Source organism: Micromonospora avicenniae (assembly GCF_900156065.1).
Classification (GTDB): Bacteria; Actinomycetota; Actinomycetes; order Mycobacteriales; family Micromonosporaceae; genus Micromonospora; species Micromonospora avicenniae.
The window spans coordinates 25299-46473 of sequence record NZ_FTNF01000010.1 but is presented as its reverse complement, the minus strand read 5'-3'; the positions used below and the strand labels follow the sequence as shown (position 1 = coordinate 46473).

Sequence of the window (21175 nt, the reverse complement as noted above, 5' to 3'; positions counted from 1 at the left end):
GCGGCCGAACCATCAGCCTAGTCCCCACGTCAACGCCCCGGATCCGGTCGATGGGCGCTGAACCAGTCGACGGCGAAGCCCACTGTGTCACGCACCGGCATCAATCGGGCGTCGGCTGCGCCGACCTGACCGCGACGGACGAAGGGTGCCTCGTCGAGCGCCTGCCCGGCCGCGGTGAAGTCGCTGTCGTCCAGGTCGAGCGCGTCGAAGTCCAGGCGTACCCGCCGGCCGGCGATCAGGCGGTAGCAGGTGTAGGGCCGGCGGGGCGGCGGTACCGGCAACCAGTACTCCGCCAGGTGCAACGCCGTACAAGCCTGGTAACCCACACCGAGCAGCAGGATCCAGCCGGCGGCCGCGTACAGCCGGCCCAACGGCGACCGCTCGCCCAGGTGGCAGTCGAGGTCGTGACCTTCGGTCAGCTCCCAGGCCCGGGGGCCGAGCGCGGCGAAGGAGGTCTGCGGGTGGTCACTGCGGAGCGCGCCGGGAGTCGACCGGACGTGTTCGGCGAACGCACCGGTGCCCTCCGATGGCGTACCGGCCCGATCCCAGCCGGGCATCGCCGCGTGGTAGTCGGCGAGCTGCCTCGCGTCCATCCCCCGGGTCGCGGCCCGGTAGGCCCGCGAGCTCGTCGAGTTGCCGGCGTTCTCGCTCGGTACGAGCAGCGTGCCGGTCGGGCCGAGGACCTCCCGCAACGCCGACGCCAGCGCCGCCGGGCCGCCTTCCGGCCGACCGAGCCGCCGCAGCGAGCAGTGCACCAGGACGTCCCGACCCGCGGCCAGGCCGAGCGCCCGCAGGTCGGCGACGAGGCGCGCCGCGTCGATGTGCCCGTGCAGCGCATCGGCCCTTCCGTCAGCCCTGGTCGGCACGGAGCTCCTCCAGAACGTGCCCCATCCGTCCGACGAACCGCTCACCCAGATCGGTGAGCGCCCCGGCCCCGAGCAGGGCCTCGACCGCCTCCCGGGTCCAGTCCCGGTAGCGCACCAGGTGTCCGCGGGCGACCTGCGCGTCCGGCCGGTCGGCCGTGGCGCGGGCATGCCAGACCTCGGTCACCGCCAGGTGCGCGTACGCACCCTGGAGCGCCCCCTCGACGGGTCGCGGATCGGGCCGCCAGGCCACCGGGATCCGCACCGACGATCCCGGGTCGACCAGGTCGTAGAGATCCATCAGCGCGCCGAGTTTGCCGTGCTGCCACTCGTGGACCAGGAGCACGGCCATCGCGTCCGCATCGGACATCTCGGCCACGGCGATGGCGCCGAAGGCTTGCCGGGCGGTGGCGCTGCGCCACGGGGCCAGCCGGTCCGGCGCCAACGGCACCACGGCCCGCAGTCCGGCGTCGAGTGCGACTCCGTGCGCCGGCACGTCACGGTGGACGGCCAGCCGGGCCAGGGCGAGCGTGGCCCCCAGTGCGTCCGCCGCGTCGTCGTCCAGCGTCGGCGCCACCGGCTGGCCGTAACAGTTCCGTTCCGGGTCGACGTCCTCGATGGTGATCATCGCGTCGGCGATGGGCGGGCGACGGACCGGCTGCCAGCCGGTCGGCGTCGGGCCGGCACCGTCCAGCGGGACCGTCCGGGACACCGACCCGACGCGGATGTGCAGCCCGCCCGGGGCGGTGCGCACCTCACCGGCCCGCTCATCGCCGACCGTCAACCGGCCCAGCGCGGGCAGCACCAGCGCCCCACCTCGCACCGGCACCTCCACCACCGCCTCGACGCCGGCCCGCACGGCGGCCACGACGGCGAGCGCGGGCACGAGGTCGACGTCGGGGGTGCCGCGCCGAGCCAGCTGGCGAACCAGCCAGGGGCGGACGAACGGGTGCGCCAGCACGGCGCCGACCGCGTCGCCTGCGGTGGCGTCGAGCTCGGCGAGCAATTCCCAGGCAGCGCTGCCGCCGGTGATGTCCCGCCAGGTCTCCAGCAGCACCCGGGTGATGGAGAGCTGGGTCTGCGCGAGCACGTCCAGCGCCCACGGGCCGCCGTGACCCCCGGCGATCTCGGCCAGCAACCGGTCGGCAGCGGGGTCCACGGCCCGGTCCCCGACGCTCTCAGCGGACCGCGGCACGGGGATGCCCGGAGAACGCGGCCCCCGGCCGCCGGCGCCAGCGGGAGCCGGAGCGTCACCCGGGCGCCGGGCGCCGGCCCGGTCGGACGCCGGTGCGCTGTCCACGATGGCGATGAGCGCCTGGAGGTCCGCGCAGTAGACCGAGGGGTTGTCGAAGCCGGTGCCGGTTCGCCAGCGGTGCGGGTACAACCCGCCGCCACAGCGACTCACCACCGGGCAGGCACGGCAGGTGGCGCAGAGCCCGGCCAGCCCTTCCTGACGGATCGCCACACCGGGATGGCGGGCGGCCTCGTCGACCGGATGAGCGAAGACGTCCAGGTCGGTGCCGGCCGCGCCGTGGAACGCGACCTTCAACGAGTCGACCTGCTCCCAACTGCCGTCGGTCTCGACGACGAGCAGGTCGGCCGGGGCGAGCCCGACGGCCTCGGTGCCGCCGCCGGCCCCGGAGGTCAGGGCCTCGAAGAGCCGGATCGGCACGGGCCGCCCGTCGTCCACCCAGCGCCGGTGGATCCGACCCAGCCAGTCCGCGTACGGGGTGGCGACGCCTGGCGGGCGCCGAGGCGGCCGGTCCCAGGTGGCGTGGGGCAGCAGCAGGTCGATCCGGGGCGGCGCCTCGGCCAGCAGGGCCGAGTAGACCTGGTCCGGGTCGTTGCGCAGGTCGATGGTGCACAGGATGCCCGCGTAGCTGCCGCGGAACTCCGGGCGGCGCAGCAGCGCCAGCGCTCGCCGGGCGTGCGCGTGGCTGCTGCCGCCGTGCGCGAAGATCCGGTGCCGGTCGTTGGCCGCACGGTCACCGTCGAGCGACACTCCGATTTTCACTTCGTACGCCACCAGCAGGCGGCACAGTTCCTCGTCGAGCAGCACACCGTTGGTCTGCATCCGCAGGTCGAGCACGACGCCAGGGGTCAGTGCGGCGCGCAGCTCGGCGAGCACCTCGCGCAGCCCCGCCGGACCGAGCAGCAGCGGCTCGCCCCCGTGCAGCACCACGTGCACGGCGGGGAGATCATGTGCCCGGGCATGCTCGGCGATCCGGGCGGCGGCGGCCCGGACGGTCGATGCCGCCATCCGCACCGGCTTGTCCCGCCAGGTCTGGTCCGCCTCCTGGTAGACGTAGCAGTGGTCGCAGCTGAGGTCACACCGGCTGTGCACCTTGAGGACGTACTGGCTGATCGGCCGGCAGGGCGCGGCCGGACCGGCGGCGCCGCACCGACACGCCATACCTCAGATGGACGAGTTGAACGCGGCGACTGGCACGGTGCCCGGCGGGGTGCCTTCGCCCGGCAGGACGCGCCGCCGGACGAGCGCGAGCACCTCGGGGTGCTCGGTGGCCACCCGACCGAGCGGTGTCCGCAGGCTACGCGTCAGGACGTCGATGGACGGTGGGCTGTGACGAGGGGCTGTCTGGTCCACAATGAGTCTCCGGGGGCCCGGGGCGCGACAGCGCGAGCGGCAGCATGGCTCGAAGGGCTCTGATCCGTGACCAGAATAGACAAGTCTCGACCGCTTGTCACCGTCGGTGCCACACCGGGCACCACATGTGGTGACCCCGGTCGGACAGGAGGAGCAGAGCATGTGCCGGAGCATCAAGACCCTGCGGGAGCCGTACGTCCCTGAGGTGACGCCCGCGGACATCGACGCCGCCGCGTTGCAGTACGTCCGGAAGATCTCGGGCTTCCGGACGCCGGCTCCGCACAACGCGGAGGCCTTCCACGCCGCGGTCGCGGCCGTCGCCGCCGCCACCGCCACCCTGCTCGACCAGCTCGTGGTGCGCGGCGGACGAGCGGGCGGGGCCGCCCCCGCCGCCCGGGCCTGAGCCGGTCCGGGCCTGAGCTGAGCCGGTCCGGGCCTGAGCCGGTCCCGGCCTGAGCCGGTCCCGGCCTGAGCTGAGCCGGTCCGGGCGGGCCGGCGCCGTGTGGGCCGCCGGCCCGCCGCGGCCAGGAACCGCCGAGCCCGTCCGGCCGTCAGGCCGCGGCGAGCGCCGGGGCGACCGTGTCGGGGGCCCACCGTGAACGGTGACACTGCGACCAGCCACGGCAGGCGGGGTCGGCGTCGGTGCAGAGGCGCTGATTGCCGAGCACCTCGCCGTCATCGGTCTCCCGGACGTCGAAGTGCACCGGACGGATCGTGCCGTCGGGCGCGACGAGCAGGTGCCGACCGGCGTCGAGGGTGTCGTCACGCAGCACGCAGTTGCGATCCAGCAGCCGGGCCAGCGCGGCGATGCTCGCGTGCTCGGAGAGCCGCTCGGGCACTCCGTAGCAGTCCACGATCGTGGCGAACTCGCCCGGCGCCTGCCAGACGTCGCAGATCACCGCGTACGTCGGCAGTCGGGCCGGGTCGGCGATCGCCATGGGCATCACCACCCGACCGAGCGCCTCCGCCAGCGCCGGGTAGACCTCCACGGGTCGTACCTGGTCGATTCTCCAGTTCCACAGCTCGGTCATGCCGCCTCCTCGCTGCGTTCGTCCCACCGGCCTCCGGATCGGGCCTTACTGACGATGGTGCGGTGCATTTGCCCCCAGCCGGGGGCAAGTTACCGGTCTGTGACCAAACCGGGCAAAAAATCCTCCCGGCCCATAGCTCAAGGTGGCGGGAAGATGACAGTTTATCGGGTACCGTGCCGCATCCCGCTCCGCCGCACCGGGCCGGACGGCACCGGAGCGACGCCGTCCGAACCCGCGACTGGACTCAACGGACGACGACCATGTGCTCGCCCCGAGGCAGGAGCTCACCGACCACCGGGGCGCCGGGCAGCTCTCCCGCCACCAACAGGCCGCCCGAGGTCTGCGCGTCGGCCAGCAGCAGCCTCTCCTGCTCCCCCGCCGCGCCGAAGTCCGTCCACGGGGTCACCCAGTCCAGGTTGCGACGGCTCCCGCCGCTGACGTATCCGTCCCGTACCGCCTCACGGGCACCCGCCAGGTACGGCACCCGAGCGGCGTCGATCGCCACCGTGAGACCGCTGGCGCGAGCCAGTTTCGAGGCGTGCCCGAGCAGACCGAAGCCGGTCACGTCGGTACCGCAGCGGATCCCAGCGGCGACCGCGGCCCGGGCCGCGTCCCGGTTCAGCGTGCTCATCGAGGCCACCGCCTCGGCGAACACCTCGCCCGTGGCCTTGTGCCGGGTGTTCAGCACTCCGACGCCGAGCGGCTTGGTCAGCGACAGCGGTTGCCCCGGCCGGCCCGCCTCCAGCGTGATCAGCTCTTCCGGCCGGACCACCCCGGTGACCGCCAGCCCGTACTTCGGGCCGTCGTCGTCGACGCTGTGCCCGCCGGCGAGATGACAACCGGCCTCGCGGGCCACGTCCTGTCCGCCGCGCAGCACCTCGCGGGCCAGCTCCATCGGCAGTACGTCCCGGGGCCAGCAGAGCAGGTTCAACGCGACCAGCGGGGTGCCCCCCATCGCGTACACATCGGATAGCGCGTTCGCCGCCGCGATGCGCCCCCAGTCGTAGGCGTCGTCGACGACCGGGGTGAAGAAGTCGGCGGTGGCGACCAGGCCCGTCCGCTCGTCGAGGCGGACCACCGCTGCGTCGTCGCCGTGGTCCAGCCCGACCAGCAGATCGGTGGTCCCGGTCGCTGTGCCGAGGCCCGCCACCATCAGCTCGAGCTCACCAGGTGGGATCTTGCATGCGCAGCCGCCGCCCCGGGCGTACCGGGTCAGCCGTACCCGTTCTGTCATACCCACATGTTCGTCGCACGGAAAGGTCACCCGCTACCGACAGCGGACAAGTCGCCCGGTCGAAACCGGACACTCGACACCCGCCCCGTTGGGTGTTACCGCTCCGTGACCAACTGGGTTTCGTCCTGCCACAACTCGCCGCCTAGAGTTGCCCAACCAGGGGTCAACCGGCCCCGATCGAGAGACGACAGGGACGAGGGGGCGACGTGACGACGGGCGAACCGCTCATCGTGCTGGACTCGGTCAACAAGTGGTTCGGGCCGCTGCACGTGCTGGACGACGTCTCGCTCTCGGTCGGCCGCGGCGAAGTGGTCGTCGTGATCGGCCCGTCCGGCTCCGGCAAGTCGACGCTCTGCCGGACCATCAACCGGCTGGAGCCGATCAACTCCGGCACCATCACCTTCGACGGGCAGGCGCTGCCGGCCGAGGGCAAGGCGCTCGCGAAGCTGCGCAGCGAGGTCGGCATGGTCTTCCAGTCGTTCAACCTCTTCGCGCACAAGACCATCCTCGAGAACGTGACCCTCGGCCCGGTCAAGGTCCGCAAGGAGAAGCCGGCCGCGGCACGGGAACGCGCCATGACGCTGCTCGACCGGGTCGGCATCGCCAACCAGGCCGACAAGTTCCCGGCCCAGCTCTCCGGCGGCCAGCAGCAGCGGGCCGCGATCGCCCGCGCTCTGGCCATGCAGCCCAAGGCGATGCTCTTCGACGAGCCCACCAGCGCGCTCGACCCGGAGATGGTCGGCGAGGTGCTGGACGTGATGACGTCGCTGGCGAGTGACGGCATGACGATGGTCGTGGTCACCCACGAGATGGGCTTCGCGCGGCACGCGGCGAACCGGGTCATCTTCATGGCCGACGGCCAACTGGTGGAGGATGCTCCGCCGGCCGAGTTCTTCGCCAACCCGCGCAGCGAGCGGGCCAAGGACTTCCTCTCCAAGATCCTCACGCACTAGGCGTCCACCCACGAGCGCGCCATCCCCCGGCGGGCTTCGTCGAAGAAGGAGAAAAGTATGCGTATGAAGCGCGTGGCGGCGCTCGCGGCGGCCGCGACCCTCGCCCTCGGGCTGGCTGCCTGTGGCGACAACGGGTCCGACGAGGGCACCGGCAGCGGCGGCGAGAGCAAGTCGTTCGCGGCCGGCAGCACGATGGAGCGGCTCAACAAGGCCCAGGCCATCAAGATCGGCACCAAGTTCGACCAGCCCGGCTTCGGCCTGAAGGGCCTGTCGGGTAAGCCCGAGGGCTTCGACGTCGAGGTCGCGAAGATCATCGTCAAGGAGCTCGGCATCCCCGAGGACAAGATCGAGTGGGTGGAGACTCCCTCGAAGGTCCGCGAGGACGTGATCGTCAACGGCACCGTGGACCTGGTCGCCGCCACCTACACGATCAACGACACCCGCAAGGAGCGCATCGCGTTCGCGGGGCCGTACTACGAGGCCGGCCAGAACATCCTGGTGAAGAAGGACGACACCACGATCACCGGCCCGGACTCCTTCAAGGACGGCACGAAGAAGGTCTGCTCGGTCACCGGCTCCACCCCGGCCGAGGAGATCAAGAAGCACGTCAAGGACGTCGCGACCCAGCTGGTGCTCTTCGACACCTACGACAAGTGCCGTGACGCCCTCAAGGGCGGCCAGGTCGACGCGGTGACCACCGACAACGTGATCCTGCTCGGCTACATCGCCAAGGACGAGGCCTCGTTCAAGCTGGCCGGCGAGAACTTCACCAAGGAGCCGTACGGCATCGGCGTGAAGAAGGAAGACACCGACTTCCGCAACTTCGTCAACGACACGCTGGAGAAGGCGTACAGCGACGGCAGCTGGAAGAAGGCCTGGGACGACACCGCCGGCAAGTTCGGCGCCGAGCTGGGCAATCCGCCGGCCGTCAACCGCTACTGATCTGACCCGTACGATCCGGAGGGTGGGGAGGAAGTCCGACCCGTGAGTGTGCTCATCGACAAGTTCGACGTCTTCGCGGGGGGCTTCTGGCTCACCCTCCAGATCTGCGTACTCGCCGCGATCGGCGCCCTGATCCTGGGCGCCATCGTGGCGGTGCTGCGCATCTCACCCGTACCGCCGTTGCGGGCCGTCGGCACCGCGTACGTGAACATCTTCCGGAACATGCCGCTCACCGTGGTCATGTTCTTCGCGGCGTTCGGCCTGCCGGCGCTGGGCTCCAATGCGGACTTCCTGCGGATCCCCGGGATGGACGCGGTCTTCACCCGACTCGGCACCGACCTGCCCTACTTCCGCTTCGCCTTGATCGCCCTGGTGCTCTACACCGCGGCGTTCGTCTGCGAGGCGCTGCGCTCGGGCGTCAACGCCGTACCGGCCGGCCAGGCCGAGGCCGCCCGGTCGCTGGGGCTCACCTTCGGTCAGAACCTGCGGTACGTGGTGCTGCCGCAGTCCTGGAAGGCCTCGATCGTGCCGCTCGGCTCGGTGATCATCGCCATGATCAAGAACTCGGCTCTGGTCGGCTTCTTCGGCGTGGTCGGCGATCTCTCCCAGACCGCCGACCAGCTCACCTCGGCCGAGGGCTACGCCTTCATCCCCGTCGCCATCGGCATCTCGATCGGATACCTGATCATGACCGTCCCCCTCGGCGCGTTGCTCGACCGGATCGAGAAGCGGCAGGCGGTGGCCCGATGAGCCAGCAGACCGTCCTCTACGACGTCCCCGGGCCCCGGCAGCGCCGGGTCACCCTGCTCAGCAGCCTCGTCGCCACCGTGCTGGTGCTGGTCGGCCTGTACTACCTCGTCTACCGGCCGCTCGACGACAAGGGCCAGTTCTCGATGGAGTTGTGGGGGCCGCTGCTCGACCCCGACAACGAGTACTTCCCTCAGGTGTGGGACCGCCTCGGGGTCGGCCTGAAGAACACCCTGACCGCGGCGATCCTGGCGATCGTCTCCTCGCTGGTGGTGGGCACGCTCCTGGCGGTGCTGCGGATCCAGCTCAAGAGCCTCACCCGGCGTCGGTTCACCGGGCTCGCCACACCCGTGTCGTACCTGCTGCGCGGGTTGAGCGCCGTGCTGTCGGCGGTCACCCGGGTCTGCGTCGAGGTGTTCCGCGGCCTGCCCGTCGTGATCACCATCTTCTTCGTGGCCCGCGGGTTCCCCGAGTTCGGCCTCTACCTGGACAACCTCTGGTATCTGGTCATCGGTCTGACCATCTACAACTCGGTGGTCATCGCCGAGATCCTCCGCTCCGGCATGGAGGGTCTGCCCGGCGGGCAGGCCGAGGCCGCAGCCGCGATCGGGCTCTCACCACTGCAGACGACCCGGATGATCCTGCTGCCGCAGGCGTTCCGGATCATGCTTCCCGCGCTGATCAGCCAGCTGGTCGTGGTGCTCAAGGACACCTCGCTCGGCTTCATCATCAGCTACGAGGAGACCCTCAACATCGGCAAGCAGATCATCGGCGCGTTGGACAATCCCATCCAGGTGTACGTGGTGATCGCGGTGCTGTTCATCGTCGTCAACTACGCGCTGTCGAAGCTGGCCCAGTACGTCCAGCGCCGGCTCTCGCGGGGCCGGAAGACGGCGGGCACCCCGGCCCAGAACCCGCCCCCGGCGGCGCTCATGTCGCAGGCCGAGGGTGGCGGCATGGGCGGCGGCGTCTGAGCCCTGCCGCAACGACCACGAAGGGCCGCCCCGACGATTCGGGGCGGCCCTTCGGCTGTCTGCTCCCGGCCCGGCAACCGCCTCGCTTCGCGGCACGGTATTGCTTCGCCCTGCGGTCCGCCCGCCGCCTACGCGGCGGGCGCTCCGGCGCGAGACCGGTCAGCGGGCGATCTCGGTGACCCGGGACTCGCGGACCACCGTCACCCGGATCTGACCGGGGTACGTCAGCTCCTCCTCGATCTGCTTGGCCACGTCCCGGGCCAGTACGGCGGCGCCGATGTCGTCCACGTGCTCCGGCTTGACCATCACCCGGATCTCCCGGCCGGCCTGCATGGCGAAGACCTTCTCCACGCCGCCCTTGCCACCGGCGATCTCCTCGATCCGCTCCAGGCGCTTGACGTACGCCTCCAGGCTCTCCCGCCGGGCGCCCGGCCGACCGCCGGAACAGGCGTCGGAGGCCTGGGTGAGGACGGCCTCCACGGTCTGCGGCTGCACCTCGTTGTGGTGCGCCTCGATCGCGTGCACCACCTCTTCGCTCTCGCCGTACTTGCGGGCCAGATCGGCGCCGATGATGGCGTGGCTGCCTTCCACCTCGTGGGTGAGCGCCTTGCCGATGTCGTGCAGGAACGCGGACCGCTTGATCAGCGGTACGTCCAGGCGCAGCTCGGCGGCCATGACGCCGGCGATGTGGGCGGTCTCGACGAGGTGCTTGAGCACGTTCTGCCCGTACGAGGTCCGGTAACGCAACCGGCCCAGCAGGGTGATCAGCTCGGGGTGGATCTCGGTGATGCCGACCTCGACGAGCGCGTCCTCGGCGGCCCGCCGGCAGAGCTGCTCGACCTCCTGCCGGGCCAGGTCGTAGACCTCCTCGATCCGGTGCGGGTGGATCCGCCCGTCCAGCACCAGCTTCTCGAGGGTTAGCCGCCCGACCTCGCGGCGGACCGGGTCGAAGCAGGAGAGCAGCACCGCCTCGGGGGTGTCGTCGATGATCAGGTTGACCCCGGTCACCGACTCGAAGGCTCGGATGTTGCGGCCCTCCCGGCCGATGATCCGGCCCTTCATCTCGTCTCCGGGCAGGTGCAGCACGCTGACCACGCTCTCCGCGGTCTGCTCGCTGGCCACCCGCTGGATCGCGTCCACCACGATGTGGCGGGCCCGCTGCTCGGCGGTACCGCGTGCCTCGGCCTCGATGTCGCGGACCAGCAGCGCCGCCTCCCGCTTGGCCTGCCCCTCGATCGCCTCGATCAGCTCCGCCCGGGCAGCCTCGGCGGTGAGTCCGGCGACCCGCTCCAGTTCGCACCGGCGCCGGGTCTCCGCCTCGGCCAGCTCGGCCTCCCGCTGGTCGAGCGCGGCAGACCGAGCGGCCAGCGCGGCGCTCGCCGCGCTCAATTGCCGTTCGCGCTCGGCGAGCCGCTCGACCTCCTCGGTGTGCAGGCGCTCCCGCTCGTCCATCCGGGCCGCCCGGCGGTCCACCTCGGCGGCCTGCTCGCGGGTGGTCGCGGCGAGTACCGCCACCTCGCGCTCACCGCCGCGCCGCGCGGCCGTACGCAACTGCTCCGCGTCGGCTTCGGCCTGCTTGTGCGCACGCTCCAGGACCGTGTCGGCCTCGGCGCGGGCATCGTCGAGCACCCGGCGGGCCTCCGCCCGGGCCGCCTTCGCCTCCGCCTTCGCCGCGGCGGCCTCGGCCCGCGCCGCCGCGGCCGCGGACTTCGCCACGTCGATGGTGCTGTTCGCCTCGTCGGCCGCGCTGCGTAACGCGGCGAGGGACTGCTCCTGCCGATCCTTCTCGGCGATGAAGGCCGGGTCCGCCGTGGGGGTGCCGCGCATCCCGCGCAGTGTCCGCAGACCGATCGCCAGCGCGCCGATGACCACGAGGATCAGGATCAGGACCAGGACGAGGAGCACCGTGTCGAAGACGCTCATGCGGGGACTCCGCGCGGACCACCGGTCAACCTGTGCCGTCCCGCCATGGCCGCCTCCCCTGAACGTCGGCGCCGCAGCAACCGTGCCGGAGGCACGCTCCTGCGGCTCTGGACGCCCGACCGGAGCGACTGGCCGTGGGTAGGTTGCTCCACCGGCGGTGCCCGCGGGCATCGTCGGTGGCCGAGTGCAGTTGTCGCGTCAGCCCCGGACCGGCCTGTCCGGAGCTGGCGTATCAGGCCGGGCGAGCCGACCAAAGCGTTGCTGTTCTGTTACGCGATCTATGTTGTGCGCTTAGCCTGCGCTGGTCGGGCAATGTGAGCCTGTATGGCGAGGCTAGGTCGCCAGGGGTGCTCTGGTCAAGAACTCATGATCAAACCCCCCGAACGGAGAGAAGTTGCATCGTCACCCAGTGCTGATGAACGTGCGGACACGGGGGGACAAACGCCACGACGACCGGGGCCGGCGCTCCTTGATCCACTCGACTTCCATGAAGTCAGGGCATTCCGGCTCGGCTGATACCCCGACTTCATGGAAGTCGAGTTGCTCCTGGCAGGCCGAAAACCGAGGACCGGCCCACCGAGGACCGGAGACCGGCCAGGCCTGGGAACCGGAGACCGACCACCCCGCGGAACCGGAGACGGCCAGGCCGGCCCGTCAGTCGGCCGACCGGCCGTCGCGCTCGATCTCGCTCTCCGCCTCGGCCAGAGCGTCCGCGTCGATCTGCTCGGCGAACTCGGCGGCCTCGGCGCTCTGGGCGGCCAGTGCGTCCTTCACCGCCCGGATCGCCACCCCGGGCGGATAGCCCTTGCGGGCCAGCATCCCGACCAGCCGGCGGAAGACCGCGTCCGGCTCGCCCCGGGCGGTACGCAGCTTCCGCTCGACCAGCGCCCGTGCGGTCTCCGCCTCGGTCTCCTCACTGAGCTCACCGAGCGCCTCGCTCGCGACGTCGCCGTCGACGCCGCGCTGCCGCAACTCGTTGGCCAGCGCCCGGCGGGCCAGGCCCCGCCCGGTGTGCCGGCTGCTCACCCAGGCCCGGGCGAACGCGGCGTCATCGATGATGCCGACCTCGTCGTAGCGGTCGAGGACCTGAGCGGCCACCTCTTCGGAGATGCCCCGTTTCGCCAGGGCCCCGGCCAGCTCGGCGCGAGTACGTGGCCGCACGGCGAGCTGCCGCAGGCAGATCTCCCTGGCCACCTCGGCCTCGTCCCGGGGCGGGACGGGGGCGGCGGCTTCCGTCGGGTCAGGTTCCTCTGCCCTCCCCCGGCGCCCACGGCGAGGGCGAGGCGTGGTGGCATCGCCCGAGCGGGGTGGGCTGGCATCCCAGCCTCGCCCCGCGCGGGCTCGTCGTCCTGCCACAGGTCAGATCAGAAGTCGACCGGCGGCAGCTCCGGGCCACCCGCCGCGTCGCTCCCGGCAACCCCGACACCGAGCTTCTCCAGGATCTTCTTCTCGATCTCGGCGGCCACGTCCGGGTTCTCGCGGAGGAACTCGCGAGCCTTCTCCTTGCCCTGGCCGAGCTGGTCGCCGTCGTACGTGTACCAGGCGCCGGACTTGCGAATGATCCCCTGCTCCACGCCCACGTCGATCAGCGAGCCCTCACGGGAGATGCCCTTGCCGTACATGATGTCGAACTCGGCCTGCTTGAACGGCGCGGCGACCTTGTTCTTCACGACCTTGACCCGGGTCCGGTTACCGACCACGTCGGTGCCGTCCTTGAGGCTCTCGATGCGGCGGACGTCGAGCCGGACCGAGGCGTAGAACTTCAGCGCCCGGCCACCGGTGGTGGTCTCCGGGCTGCCGAACATCACGCCGATCTTCTCGCGAAGCTGGTTGATGAAAATCGCCGTGGTGCCGGTGTTGTTGAGCACACCGGTGATCTTCCGCAGCGCCTGGCTCATGAGCCGGGCCTGGAGACCGACGTGGCTGTCGCCCATCTCGCCCTCGATCTCGGCGCGCGGCACCAGCGCGGCCACCGAGTCGATCACGATGATGTCGAGCGCGCCCGAGCGGACCAGCATGTCGGCGATCTCGAGCGCCTGCTCACCGGTGTCGGGCTGGGACACGAGCAGCGCGTCGGTGTCGACACCGAGGGCCTTCGCGTACTCCGGGTCGAGCGCGTGCTCCGCGTCGATGAAGCCGGCGATGCCGCCGGCCCGCTGGGCGTTGGCCACCGCGTGCAGGGCGACAGTGGTCTTACCGCTGGACTCCGGGCCGTAGATCTCGATGACCCGGCCACGCGGCAGGCCGCCCACGCCGAGCGCCACGTCGAGCGCGATGGAGCCGGTCGGGATCACGGCGGTCTGGACGACCGGCCGCTCCCCCAGACGCATCACCGAGCCCTTGCCGAACTGCTTGTCGATCTGAGCGAGAGCAAGGTCGAGTGCCTTCTCCCGGTCAGGCGCTGCCACCATCGTTGCCACCCCTGCCTTCGCCGGCGTCTTTGCTGAGCTTCGCGTCACGCGGACACGCTAGGCGCTGGGTCCGACAGAAAACCAGCCGACGGGCCGCGAGCTGTGGACGAGCACCCCGCTGTGGACAATAGCCGAACAGGTGTACGACTACGCAAGCGACACGCGGATCGGCGGAAACCGCTGCTCAGCGTAGTCGCGCCGGCACCCGGTCGGGATAGGCCGCGCAGACCGCCCGCCACACCACATGCGTCTCCTCACCCTCGGCGAGGGCCTGCTCGATGGTCCGTCCACCGAGTTGGGCAAGCACCTGGTCGTGGGCGATGCTGGCCGCGTAGCCGGGGCCGAATGCCTCCTCCAGCCGCGCCCAGAAGTCGGTCAGCCGCACGTGATCAGTCCTCCTCGTCCGGTGCCCCCGCCGGCACCGGCCGCAACGCTAGCGCCACCAGGGGCACGGTGGCGACCGCGGCGAGCAGGGTGAGGACCGGATAACCGGGGCCCCGCATGACAAACCCGCTGACCGCCGCGGCCACCGCGCCGGCCAGTCCCATCGTCAGGTCGGAGAAGCCCTGCACGCTCGGACGGACGGCCGTCGGCACCGACTCGGAGAGCAGCGTGGAGCCCGCGACCATGGTGCCGGACCACCCCAGACCGAGCAGGACCAGACCGATCGAGAGCCGGGGCGTGTGGTGCCCGGCCGTCCCGGCGACCGCGCACGCGGCGAGCAGCAGCACGACGCCGAGGAGGATCACCGCCCGCCGGCCGAGCCGGTCGGTGAGCCAACCCACCAGCGGGGAGAGCGCGTACATGCCCGCGATGTGCAGGCTCAGCACGATGCCGACCACCCGTAGCACGTCCGCGTCGCTGTGCGACTCACCGAGCCGCACCGGGGTCATCGACATGACCGCCACCATCACCACGTGGCCCACCGCCACCGCGGCGATGCCGAGCCGGGCGGCGGGCAGGCCGCGTACCACCTGCCAGGCCGCGCGCATCCCGGCTCCGCGCCTGGCGGTCACGGCCGGAGGGGTGACGGCCCCGGCCGGTGGGGTGACCTCGGGCGCGGCGCCGGCCGCCACCAGCGCGGCGGGCGCCGCCAGCCGGCGCGCGGTCAGCAGCGGGTCGGGCCGCAGCAGCGCCAGCAGTACGCCGGCGGCGAGCACGAACGCGGCAGCGCTGAACGCGAACGGCCCGGCCAGCGGCGGCAGGCCCCAGCCGGTGGTGGCGTGGTCGGCCAGGTCGGCGAAGTTCGGAGCGGCCACCGCGCCGATCGTGGTGGCCCAGACGATCAGCGAGAGCTGACGGCCCCGCCGAGCCGGCTCGGCGAGATCCACGGCCGTGTAGCGGGCCTGGAGGTTGGCGGCGGTGCCGCCACCGAAGAAGAGCATTCCGAGGAACAGCAGCGGCACGAAGTCGGTGACCGTGGCGAGCACGACCAGCACCGCCCCGAGGGCACCGGCCAGGTACGCGACCGCGAGACCGGGCCGGCGGCCGTGCCCGTTCATGATCCGGGTGACCGGAACCGCGAGCAGCGCCCCACCCACCACGGAGGCGCTCTGCGCCAGACCGGCCAGCGCGGTGCCGGCGACCCGCGCGGCGAGCAGTGCCCCGACCGAGATGCCGATGGTGACACCGATCCCGCCGACGATCTGGGTGCCGAAGAGCAGGCGCAGGGTACGCCGCTGGATCGGCGCGACGTCCGGGCGGACCGGTGTCGGCGCGGTCAGTTCGGTGGCCATGTGGGCTCCTCGCGATAAGGGGTGCCGAGGGGCCTACATAATCGCGCACCCGTCCGCCACCCAGCCCTGTTGATCATGAAGTTGTTGCACGTCAACCCAGCGTGTCGGGACGATAACTTCCATGATCAGCGCGTTGGCCAGGGCCGGCCGGCGCGACAGGAGGGCGTCGGGCGGGTGCCGGGTCAGCCGAGGGCGCGGGCGGCGACGGTGAGGTCGGCGACCAGCCCCTCGTACGCCTTGTCCTGGTCGTCGGCACGCAGCACCGCCGACGGGTGGATGGTGGCGAGCAGCTGGACCGGCGGGCTGTCGGCCAGCTTCCCGGACCTGTCCACCGGCACGCGCTGGAAGTCCTCCGGATGCTGGGCGGAGGCCGGCCAGGGCAGCAGCTCGCCGCGCTGCCGGGTGACCCGGAACGCCGGACCGAGCAGCGCCTTGGCCGCGGTGGCGCCGAGCACCACGACGACCTCCGGACGCAGACGGGCGAACTCCGCGACCAGCCAGGGCCGGCAGGCGGTGATGTGCACCTGGTCCGGCGTCTGGTGGATGCGCCGTTTCCCGCGCAGCGAGAAGCGGAAGTGCTTGACGGTGTTCGTGAGGTAGATCGAGCCGGGATCGAGGCCGGCGTCGTCGACCGCCCGGCGTAGCAGCCGACCGGCCGGACCGACGAAAGGCAGACCCTTCTGGTCCTCCATGTCGCCGGGCTGCTCACCCACGAACACCACCCGGGCGCTCTCGTCGCCCCGCCCGAAGACGGTCTGCGACGCGTCGCGGTACAGCTCGCAGCCGCGGCAGCCGGCAGCCGCCGCGCGCAGTTCGTCGATGGTGTCCGCCTCCGGCGGGATGAACCGTTGGGCGCCGGGAGCGTTCGCGGTCTGCTCGGCCATGCCGACTTTTATACCCGTTCGGGGATCGGTGCCGGGTACGCCGGCCCGGCGGGTGCCCGGTCGTGCGCAGCGGTCGCGGCGTGACCGCTGCGGTCAGTAACTGCCACCGGCGTCGTCGGACATCATCGCGATGATCACGATGACGAGCACGACCACCGCGACGGCGATCGCGATCCAGATGACCTTCCTAGCCCCCGACGACGCCATGGATGCCCTCCTCCCGCACCGCGGTTACCCGCCCGTCCGCGCCTGACGCCCGCTCCCGGCGCCGGACGCCCACGCGCGGACGCCCCTGCCGCACCGGACGCCCGAGCCGGGTGCGGCAGGGACGACGGCCGGGCGGCCAGCCCGGATCGGCCGGGCACGGCACGCCTCAGGCGGCGAAGCCTCCCGGGTACGGCAGTCGGACGGCGCGGGCCAGCGTCTCGGCGAGCGGGCCGATGTCGGCGTCGGCGAGCGAGCTGACCGTGATCCGCAGGCCCGGTTCGGCGGCGATCCGGTACAGCGCGCCGGGAGCGACCGACCAACCAGCGTCACGCAGCGCGGTCACCGCGCTCGTCTCGTCCGGAACGGGCAGCCAGACGTTGATACCGCTGCGGCCGCAGGCGTCCAGCCCCCGCTCGGCGAGCGCGGCGCGCAGTGCGGACCGCCGCCGCTCGTAGCTCTCCGCCGCGCGGTCGACCATTTCGGCGACGGCCGGGTCGCGCCAGAGCGCGAGCAGCAGCCGTTGCAGCACGGTGGAGACCCAGCCGGCGCCGACCCGGGCCCGACCGGCCACCCGGGCCACGGTGGTCTCGTCGCCCACCAGCACCGCGATCCGCAGGTCCGGGCCGAAGGGCTTGCTGGCCGAGCGGAGGAACGCCCAGCTTCCGGTCGCCCCGGCCAGCGGGTGCAGCGGTACGCGGGCGAGTTCGGCGGCGTGGTCGTCCTCGATCAGCAGCAGGTCCGGCCAGCCGGCGAGGAGCTCACGCAGCGCCGCCGCGCGGGCGGCGGAGACCGCGGCGCCGGTCGGGTTCTGGGCGCGGCTGGTCACGACCAGTGCGCGGGCTCCGGCGGCGAGCGCGGCCGACACCCCGGCCACCATCGGCCCCTCGTCGTCCACCGGTACGCCGACCGGGCGTAGCCCCAGCGCGGCGATCAGGTCGAGCAGGTTGGCCCAACCCGGGTCCTCCACCGCGACCGCGTCGCCGGGGCGCAGGTGAGCGCCGAGCAGCCGTTCGATGCCGTCGAGCGCGCCGCCGGTGAGGGTCAGTTCCCCGGCCGGTACGCCGTCGCCGGCGAGCCGGGCGCGGGCCGCCTCGGCCAGCTCGGGGAGCACCCCGCCGCCCGAGTAGCCGATCGGAGGTCCCGCGTCGACGGCGAGGGCGGCCAGGTGGGGGCCGAGCGACGGCAGCAGGGACGGGTCGGGCTCGCCGGCGGAGAGGTCGCGTAGACCGGGTGCGGGCGGCGGGCGCAGCGCCGAACGGCGGGCCGCCACCGGCGGGCGCGGCCGGACCCGGGTGCCGTGCCGGCCGGCGGTGGCGACCAGCCCACGCTGGCGGAGCTCCTGGTAGGCGCGGGCGACGGTGGCCGGGCTGACGGCCAGCTCGGCGGCGAGGGCGCGGACCGGCGGTAGCGCGGCGCCGGGCGGCAGGGCGGCGGTGCGGATGCCGGACTCGATGCTGGCCGAGATCTCGACGGCCGTCGCCCCGGTGACCTGATAGCGTGCTGACACAAATCAAAGATTGTACTAGAACAAAGGCGGATGCGATGGCCACCCCCGGAGTCGACCCGACCACCTATCCCCGGACCGAGCGGACGACCGCGAAGCGCCCCCGCGACCGGATGAGCTACGACCGGTCGGCCGTGCACGCGGTGCTGGACGAGGCGTACCACTGCGTGCTCGGGTTCACGGTGGACGGCGAGCCGCGGGTCCTGCCGACCATGCACGTGCGCGTCGGCGACACGCTCTACCTGCACGGCTCCACCGGCAGCCGGCCGCTGCTCGCCGCCCGGGGAGACGGTTTGCCGGTCGCCGTGGCGGTCACCCTGCTCGACGCGCTGATCTACGCCCGGGCCCAGTTCCACCACAGCGCCAACTACCGCTCGGTGGTCGCGCACGGCACCGCCCGACTGGTGACCGACGAACGGGAGAAGGCCGACGTGATGACGGCCCTGGTGGAGAAGGTCGCCGCCGGACGCAGCGCGGACAGCCGCCCGCCGAGCCGCAAGGAGCTGGCCGAGACCGCGGTGCTGGCGCTGCCGCTGCACGAGGTCTCGCTGCGCACCCGCGGTGGTGGCGTAGGCGACGAGGAAGCCGACCTCGGCCTGCCGCACTGGGCCGGGGTGGTGCCGCTGCGGCTCACCCGGGGCCGACCCGAGACGGACGCCGGCGTCACCGCCCCGGTCCCGGCATACCTGCGCCCGGGGCGCTCGCCCTGGCTCGACCCGGCGGTCCTGAGCGGCGAGCACGTGGTGCTCGAACCGCTCGACCTCGCGCACACCGACGAGCTGCACGCCGCCACCGCCGACCCGGAGGTCTGGCGGCACCTGTGGCGTCCGCTGCCGGTCGACGCCCCGGCCACGGCCGCGGTGATCACCGAAGCGCTGGCCGCCCACGACCGCGGCGAGCGGGTGCCCTGGGTGCAGCGCTGCGCGGTCACCGGCGCGGTGGTCGGCAGCACCTCCTACTACGAATTGGGCCCGCAGCGCCGGTCGGTGGCGATCGGCTACACCTGGCTCGGCCGGCCGTGGTGGCGTACGGGGATCAACACCGAGGCGAAGTTGCTGCTGCTCACCCGCGCCTTCGAGGACCTGGGCGCGGTCCGGGTGGTCTGGCACACCGACATCCGCAACGAACGCTCCCAGCGGGCCATCGAACGGCTCGGCGCGACCCGCGAGGGGGTCCTGCGGATGCACCGGCAGCGCCCGGACGGCTCCTGGCGGGACACCGTGCAGTACGCCCTGACCGTCGAGGCGTGGCCGAACGCACAGCGGACGCTGCGGGAAAGGCTTCGCCGGGCGGTGCCGGCGGCGTGATGATGGCCGGCGTGCTGGGGATCACCGACATCGAGACGTACGTGCTGGGCACCGTGGCCATCATCCTGCTGCCCGGTCCCAACTCACTGTTCGTGCTCTCCACCGCCGCCAAGCGCGGCGTGGCGGCGGGCTACCGGGCCGCCGGCGGGGTCTTCCTCGGCGACGGGGTGCTGATGTTCCTCTCCGCCGCCGGGGTGGCGTCCCTGCTCAAGGCTTACCCCCCGCTCTTCCTCGTGATCAAGTACGCGGGCGCCGCGTACCTGGGCTACATGGGTCTGACCATGCTGCGCGGCGCGTGGCGGCGCTGGCGCGACCGCGACGACCCGACCACGCCGCGGCTGATCGACGCGTCGGAGCCGGCGGAGATGCGCGGCCCGTTCCGCAAGGCGCTGGTGATCAGCCTGCTCAACCCCAAGGCGATCCTCTTCTTCGTCTCGTTCTTCATCCAGTTCGTCGACCCGGCGTACCACTGGCCGGCGCTCTCGTTCGTGCTGCTCGGATTGATCGCGCAGCTGGCCAGCGCGCTGTACCTGACCACGCTGATCTTCACGGGCACCTTCCTGGCCACGCAGTTCCGTCGCCGCCGCCGGCTCGCGGCCGGCGCCACCACCGGCATCGCCGCCCTGTTCCTGGGCTTCAGCGCCAAGCTGGCGACCGCGAGCATGTAGCCGGCGGGTGCGCGTCGGGCGCCCTGCTGAGAGCGGGAAGCCGGGCGGTGCACGATCGGCTCAGGTGCCGTCGCCGCCTCCGCCACCGCCGCCGACCCCCGGGCCGCCCGCGGTGCCGCCGAGCCCGGTCCCCGGCTGGAGCGGCTCGTCGGGCGGGCGGCTGACGTGCGCGGACTCGGTGAGCTGGGCGGACCAGTCGGCATGGGCGGCAGCCGCCGCGTGCCGGTTGATCGCCTCCCGCAGCCAGCCGTCCACGATGCCCACCCAGTCCCGCTGCTCGGCGCCGGCGTGCCAGGCCCGGAAGCGGCTGATGCTCTGGTGGGTCAGCCCGGCCAGGGCGAGCCGGCGGTCCATCCAGAAGATCACCTCCAGGCCGGCCGAGTTGGTCATGAAGATCAGCTCGAGTTCCGTGATCGGCCCGGCGTAGAGCGGGGCCGCCCAGAAGCCGATGCGCTGGTGCAGCGGCAGCGTCTGCTCCACGCCGGGCAGCCGCGCGTCCACCATCCCGGCCTGCCGCAGGGTGAACCCGAGGGTGTCCAACGCGGCGAGCACGTGTCCCTGCGTGGGCAGCGGGTGCACGAAGACCGGCACCATCGCACCCTGGTCGAGCGCCGGATCGATCGCGACCTCCGTGCGCAGGCCCATCCGGAGGCTGAGCAGCGGCACGCCGCCGAAGATGGTCACCGGGGTCTCCCAGGGCACCGGGAACTGGAACGGGATGGTACGTCCCCGCCGCGCCCGGAGCACGAACGCGCCGGACAGCGCCGCGCCGTGGAACTGCACCAGTCGGCGCGGCGCCGACGGGTCGTCCGGCTCGGCCGTGGCCACCAGGCCGAGCCGGACGTGCCGCACCGGCACATCCGTCGAGCCGGCGGTCACCGTCACCCGGCCGGGCAGCCGCAACCCCGGCCGGGTGCTCGGATTGGTGAGCGCCGTGTGCACGGTCAGGCCGGTCCAGCTGGACTCGGGCGACACCCCCGTGAACCGCACCGGACCCCCTACCGTCGCACCCACGTCCACCCCACCGGCACCAGGGCCACGCCTCGCCGAGCAGGTCCAGTGACGCCCGCCAGAGTCGCCCCGCCGCCCCGGATACCTGGTTCCTTCCCGCTGCGACGGCGCGCACACGACCCGGAGCGCCTCTGCTGTCGCCGTTCGGCCGGCCGAATCCCAGCGGACCCCGACC

General features: G+C 72.4%; 19 protein-coding genes. 7 read left to right on the top strand and 12 right to left on the bottom strand.

Annotation, left to right across the window (positions count from 1 at the left end):
* Positions 1–29: 29 nt before the first annotated feature.
* Together BXA10_RS16770 and BXA10_RS16765 are read right to left on the bottom strand one after the other, a co-directional pair.
* Positions 30–866 (bottom strand): AAC(3) family N-acetyltransferase, encoded by an 837-nt coding sequence (locus BXA10_RS16770; RefSeq protein WP_245828283.1) that lies wholly within the window; start codon positions 864–866, stop codon positions 30–32.
* A complete protein-coding gene (locus BXA10_RS16765; protein WP_076471328.1) occupies positions 850–3276 on the bottom strand; it encodes an FxsB family cyclophane-forming radical SAM/SPASM peptide maturase in 2427 nt (808 codons plus the stop codon). Before BXA10_RS16765 ends, BXA10_RS16770 begins: the two co-directional genes overlap by 17 nt.
* A 352-nt stretch (positions 3277–3628) precedes the next feature.
* On the opposite strand from BXA10_RS16765, the gene BXA10_RS16760 reads away from it, so the two are divergent.
* On the top strand, positions 3629–3871 hold the full coding sequence (locus BXA10_RS16760; RefSeq protein ID WP_076471327.1) for a DUF2277 domain-containing protein: 243 nt from the start codon (positions 3629–3631) through the stop codon (positions 3869–3871).
* 148 nt (positions 3872–4019) lie between these two features.
* Here the strand turns inward: BXA10_RS16760 and BXA10_RS16755 are convergent, their stop codons facing one another.
* Together BXA10_RS16755 and selD are read right to left on the bottom strand one after the other, a co-directional pair.
* Positions 4020–4499 carry a hypothetical protein gene (locus BXA10_RS16755; RefSeq protein WP_076471326.1) on the bottom strand — a complete coding sequence of 160 codons (480 nt, stop codon included), beginning with the start codon at positions 4497–4499 and terminating at the stop codon, positions 4020–4022.
* 244 nt (positions 4500–4743) lie between these two features.
* Positions 4744–5739 carry a selenide, water dikinase SelD gene (gene selD, locus BXA10_RS16750; RefSeq protein WP_425436076.1) on the bottom strand — a complete coding sequence of 332 codons (996 nt, stop codon included), beginning with the start codon at positions 5737–5739 and terminating at the stop codon, positions 4744–4746.
* A 200-nt stretch (positions 5740–5939) separates the two neighbouring features.
* Here selD and BXA10_RS16745 point away from each other — a divergent pair, with 200 nt between their 5' ends.
* Genes BXA10_RS16745 through BXA10_RS16730 form a run of 4 tightly spaced genes read left to right on the top strand, consistent with a single transcriptional unit; the run spans position 5940 to position 9349 of the window.
* Positions 5940–6686 (top strand): amino acid ABC transporter ATP-binding protein, encoded by a 747-nt coding sequence (locus tag BXA10_RS16745; RefSeq protein WP_076471324.1) that lies wholly within the window; start codon positions 5940–5942, stop codon positions 6684–6686.
* A 57-nt stretch (positions 6687–6743) separates the two neighbouring features.
* A complete protein-coding gene (locus tag BXA10_RS16740; protein ID WP_076471323.1) occupies positions 6744–7628 on the top strand; it encodes a glutamate ABC transporter substrate-binding protein in 885 nt (294 codons plus the stop codon).
* Between the two features lie 42 nt (positions 7629–7670).
* Positions 7671–8378, top strand: coding sequence for an amino acid ABC transporter permease (locus tag BXA10_RS16735; protein ID WP_076471322.1), 708 nt, complete (start codon positions 7671–7673; stop codon positions 8376–8378).
* The gene (locus BXA10_RS16730) at positions 8375–9349 is read left to right on the top strand and encodes an amino acid ABC transporter permease (RefSeq protein WP_076471321.1); all 975 of its coding nucleotides are present in this window, start codon (positions 8375–8377) and stop codon (positions 9347–9349) included. Before BXA10_RS16735 ends, BXA10_RS16730 begins: the two co-directional genes overlap by 4 nt.
* A 159-nt stretch (positions 9350–9508) precedes the next feature.
* Here the strand turns inward: BXA10_RS16730 and rny are convergent, their stop codons facing one another.
* The 7 genes from rny to BXA10_RS16695 form a co-directional block, all read right to left on the bottom strand.
* Positions 9509–11272, bottom strand: a complete 1764-nt coding sequence (gene rny / locus BXA10_RS16725) for a ribonuclease Y (protein WP_076471320.1) — start codon at positions 11270–11272, stop codon at positions 9509–9511.
* 654 nt (positions 11273–11926) lie between these two features.
* Positions 11927–12628 carry a regulatory protein RecX gene (locus BXA10_RS16720; RefSeq protein ID WP_076471319.1) on the bottom strand — a complete coding sequence of 234 codons (702 nt, stop codon included), beginning with the start codon at positions 12626–12628 and terminating at the stop codon, positions 11927–11929.
* A gap of 8 nt (positions 12629–12636) precedes the next feature.
* Positions 12637–13683 (bottom strand): recombinase RecA, encoded by a 1047-nt coding sequence (gene recA, locus BXA10_RS16715; protein WP_076471318.1) that lies wholly within the window; start codon positions 13681–13683, stop codon positions 12637–12639.
* A gap of 184 nt (positions 13684–13867) precedes the next feature.
* Complete coding sequence (locus BXA10_RS16710; RefSeq protein ID WP_076471317.1) at positions 13868–14068, bottom strand: DUF3046 domain-containing protein; 201 nt, start codon at positions 14066–14068, stop codon at positions 13868–13870.
* A 4-nt stretch (positions 14069–14072) separates the two neighbouring features.
* On the bottom strand, positions 14073–15419 hold the full coding sequence (locus tag BXA10_RS16705) for an MFS transporter (protein WP_076471316.1): 1347 nt from the start codon (positions 15417–15419) through the stop codon (positions 14073–14075).
* Between the two features lie 182 nt (positions 15420–15601).
* Entirely contained in the window at positions 15602–16303 is a 702-nt protein-coding gene (locus BXA10_RS16700; RefSeq protein ID WP_076471315.1) for a UdgX family uracil-DNA binding protein, read from the bottom strand.
* A gap of 373 nt (positions 16304–16676) precedes the next feature.
* Complete coding sequence (locus BXA10_RS16695) at positions 16677–18017, bottom strand: aminotransferase class I/II-fold pyridoxal phosphate-dependent enzyme (protein ID WP_076471314.1); 1341 nt, start codon at positions 18015–18017, stop codon at positions 16677–16679.
* A gap of 35 nt (positions 18018–18052) precedes the next feature.
* Between BXA10_RS16695 and BXA10_RS16690 the strand changes: the two genes are divergently transcribed.
* Together BXA10_RS16690 and leuE are read left to right on the top strand one after the other, a co-directional pair.
* A complete protein-coding gene (locus BXA10_RS16690; RefSeq protein ID WP_076471313.1) occupies positions 18053–19321 on the top strand; it encodes a bifunctional pyridoxamine 5'-phosphate oxidase family protein/GNAT family N-acetyltransferase in 1269 nt (422 codons plus the stop codon).
* Positions 19321–19989, top strand: coding sequence for a leucine efflux protein LeuE (gene leuE, locus BXA10_RS16685; protein WP_076471479.1), 669 nt, complete (start codon positions 19321–19323; stop codon positions 19987–19989). Before BXA10_RS16690 ends, leuE begins: the two co-directional genes overlap by 1 nt.
* A gap of 60 nt (positions 19990–20049) precedes the next feature.
* On the opposite strand, the gene BXA10_RS16680 is transcribed toward leuE, so the two are convergent.
* Positions 20050–20979 carry a sporulation protein gene (locus BXA10_RS16680; RefSeq protein ID WP_076471312.1) on the bottom strand — a complete coding sequence of 310 codons (930 nt, stop codon included), beginning with the start codon at positions 20977–20979 and terminating at the stop codon, positions 20050–20052.
* Between the last annotated feature and the right edge of the window lie 196 nt (positions 20980–21175).

Bases quoted from the DNA above. Each gene is read 5' to 3' on its own strand.
- BXA10_RS16765 (WP_076471328.1), bottom strand. From the start codon at position 3,276: ATGGCGTGTCGGTGCGGCGCCGCCGGTCCGGCCGCGCCCTGCCGGCCG.
- BXA10_RS16760 (WP_076471327.1), top strand. From the start codon at position 3,629: ATGTGCCGGAGCATCAAGACCCTGCGGGAGCCGTACGTCCCTGAGGTG.
- BXA10_RS16755 (WP_076471326.1), bottom strand. From the start codon at position 4,499: ATGACCGAGCTGTGGAACTGGAGAATCGACCAGGTACGACCCGTGGAG.
- BXA10_RS16740 (WP_076471323.1), top strand. From the start codon at position 6,744: ATGCGTATGAAGCGCGTGGCGGCGCTCGCGGCGGCCGCGACCCTCGCC.
- BXA10_RS16730 (WP_076471321.1), top strand. From the start codon at position 8,375: ATGAGCCAGCAGACCGTCCTCTACGACGTCCCCGGGCCCCGGCAGCGC.
- rny (WP_076471320.1), bottom strand. From the start codon at position 11,272: ATGAGCGTCTTCGACACGGTGCTCCTCGTCCTGGTCCTGATCCTGATC.
- recA (WP_076471318.1), bottom strand. From the start codon at position 13,683: ATGGTGGCAGCGCCTGACCGGGAGAAGGCACTCGACCTTGCTCTCGCT.
- BXA10_RS16705 (WP_076471316.1), bottom strand. From the start codon at position 15,419: ATGGCCACCGAACTGACCGCGCCGACACCGGTCCGCCCGGACGTCGCG.
- BXA10_RS16700 (WP_076471315.1), bottom strand. From the start codon at position 16,303: ATGGCCGAGCAGACCGCGAACGCTCCCGGCGCCCAACGGTTCATCCCG.
- BXA10_RS16690 (WP_076471313.1), top strand. From the start codon at position 18,053: ATGGCCACCCCCGGAGTCGACCCGACCACCTATCCCCGGACCGAGCGG.
- leuE (WP_076471479.1), top strand. From the start codon at position 19,321: ATGATGGCCGGCGTGCTGGGGATCACCGACATCGAGACGTACGTGCTG.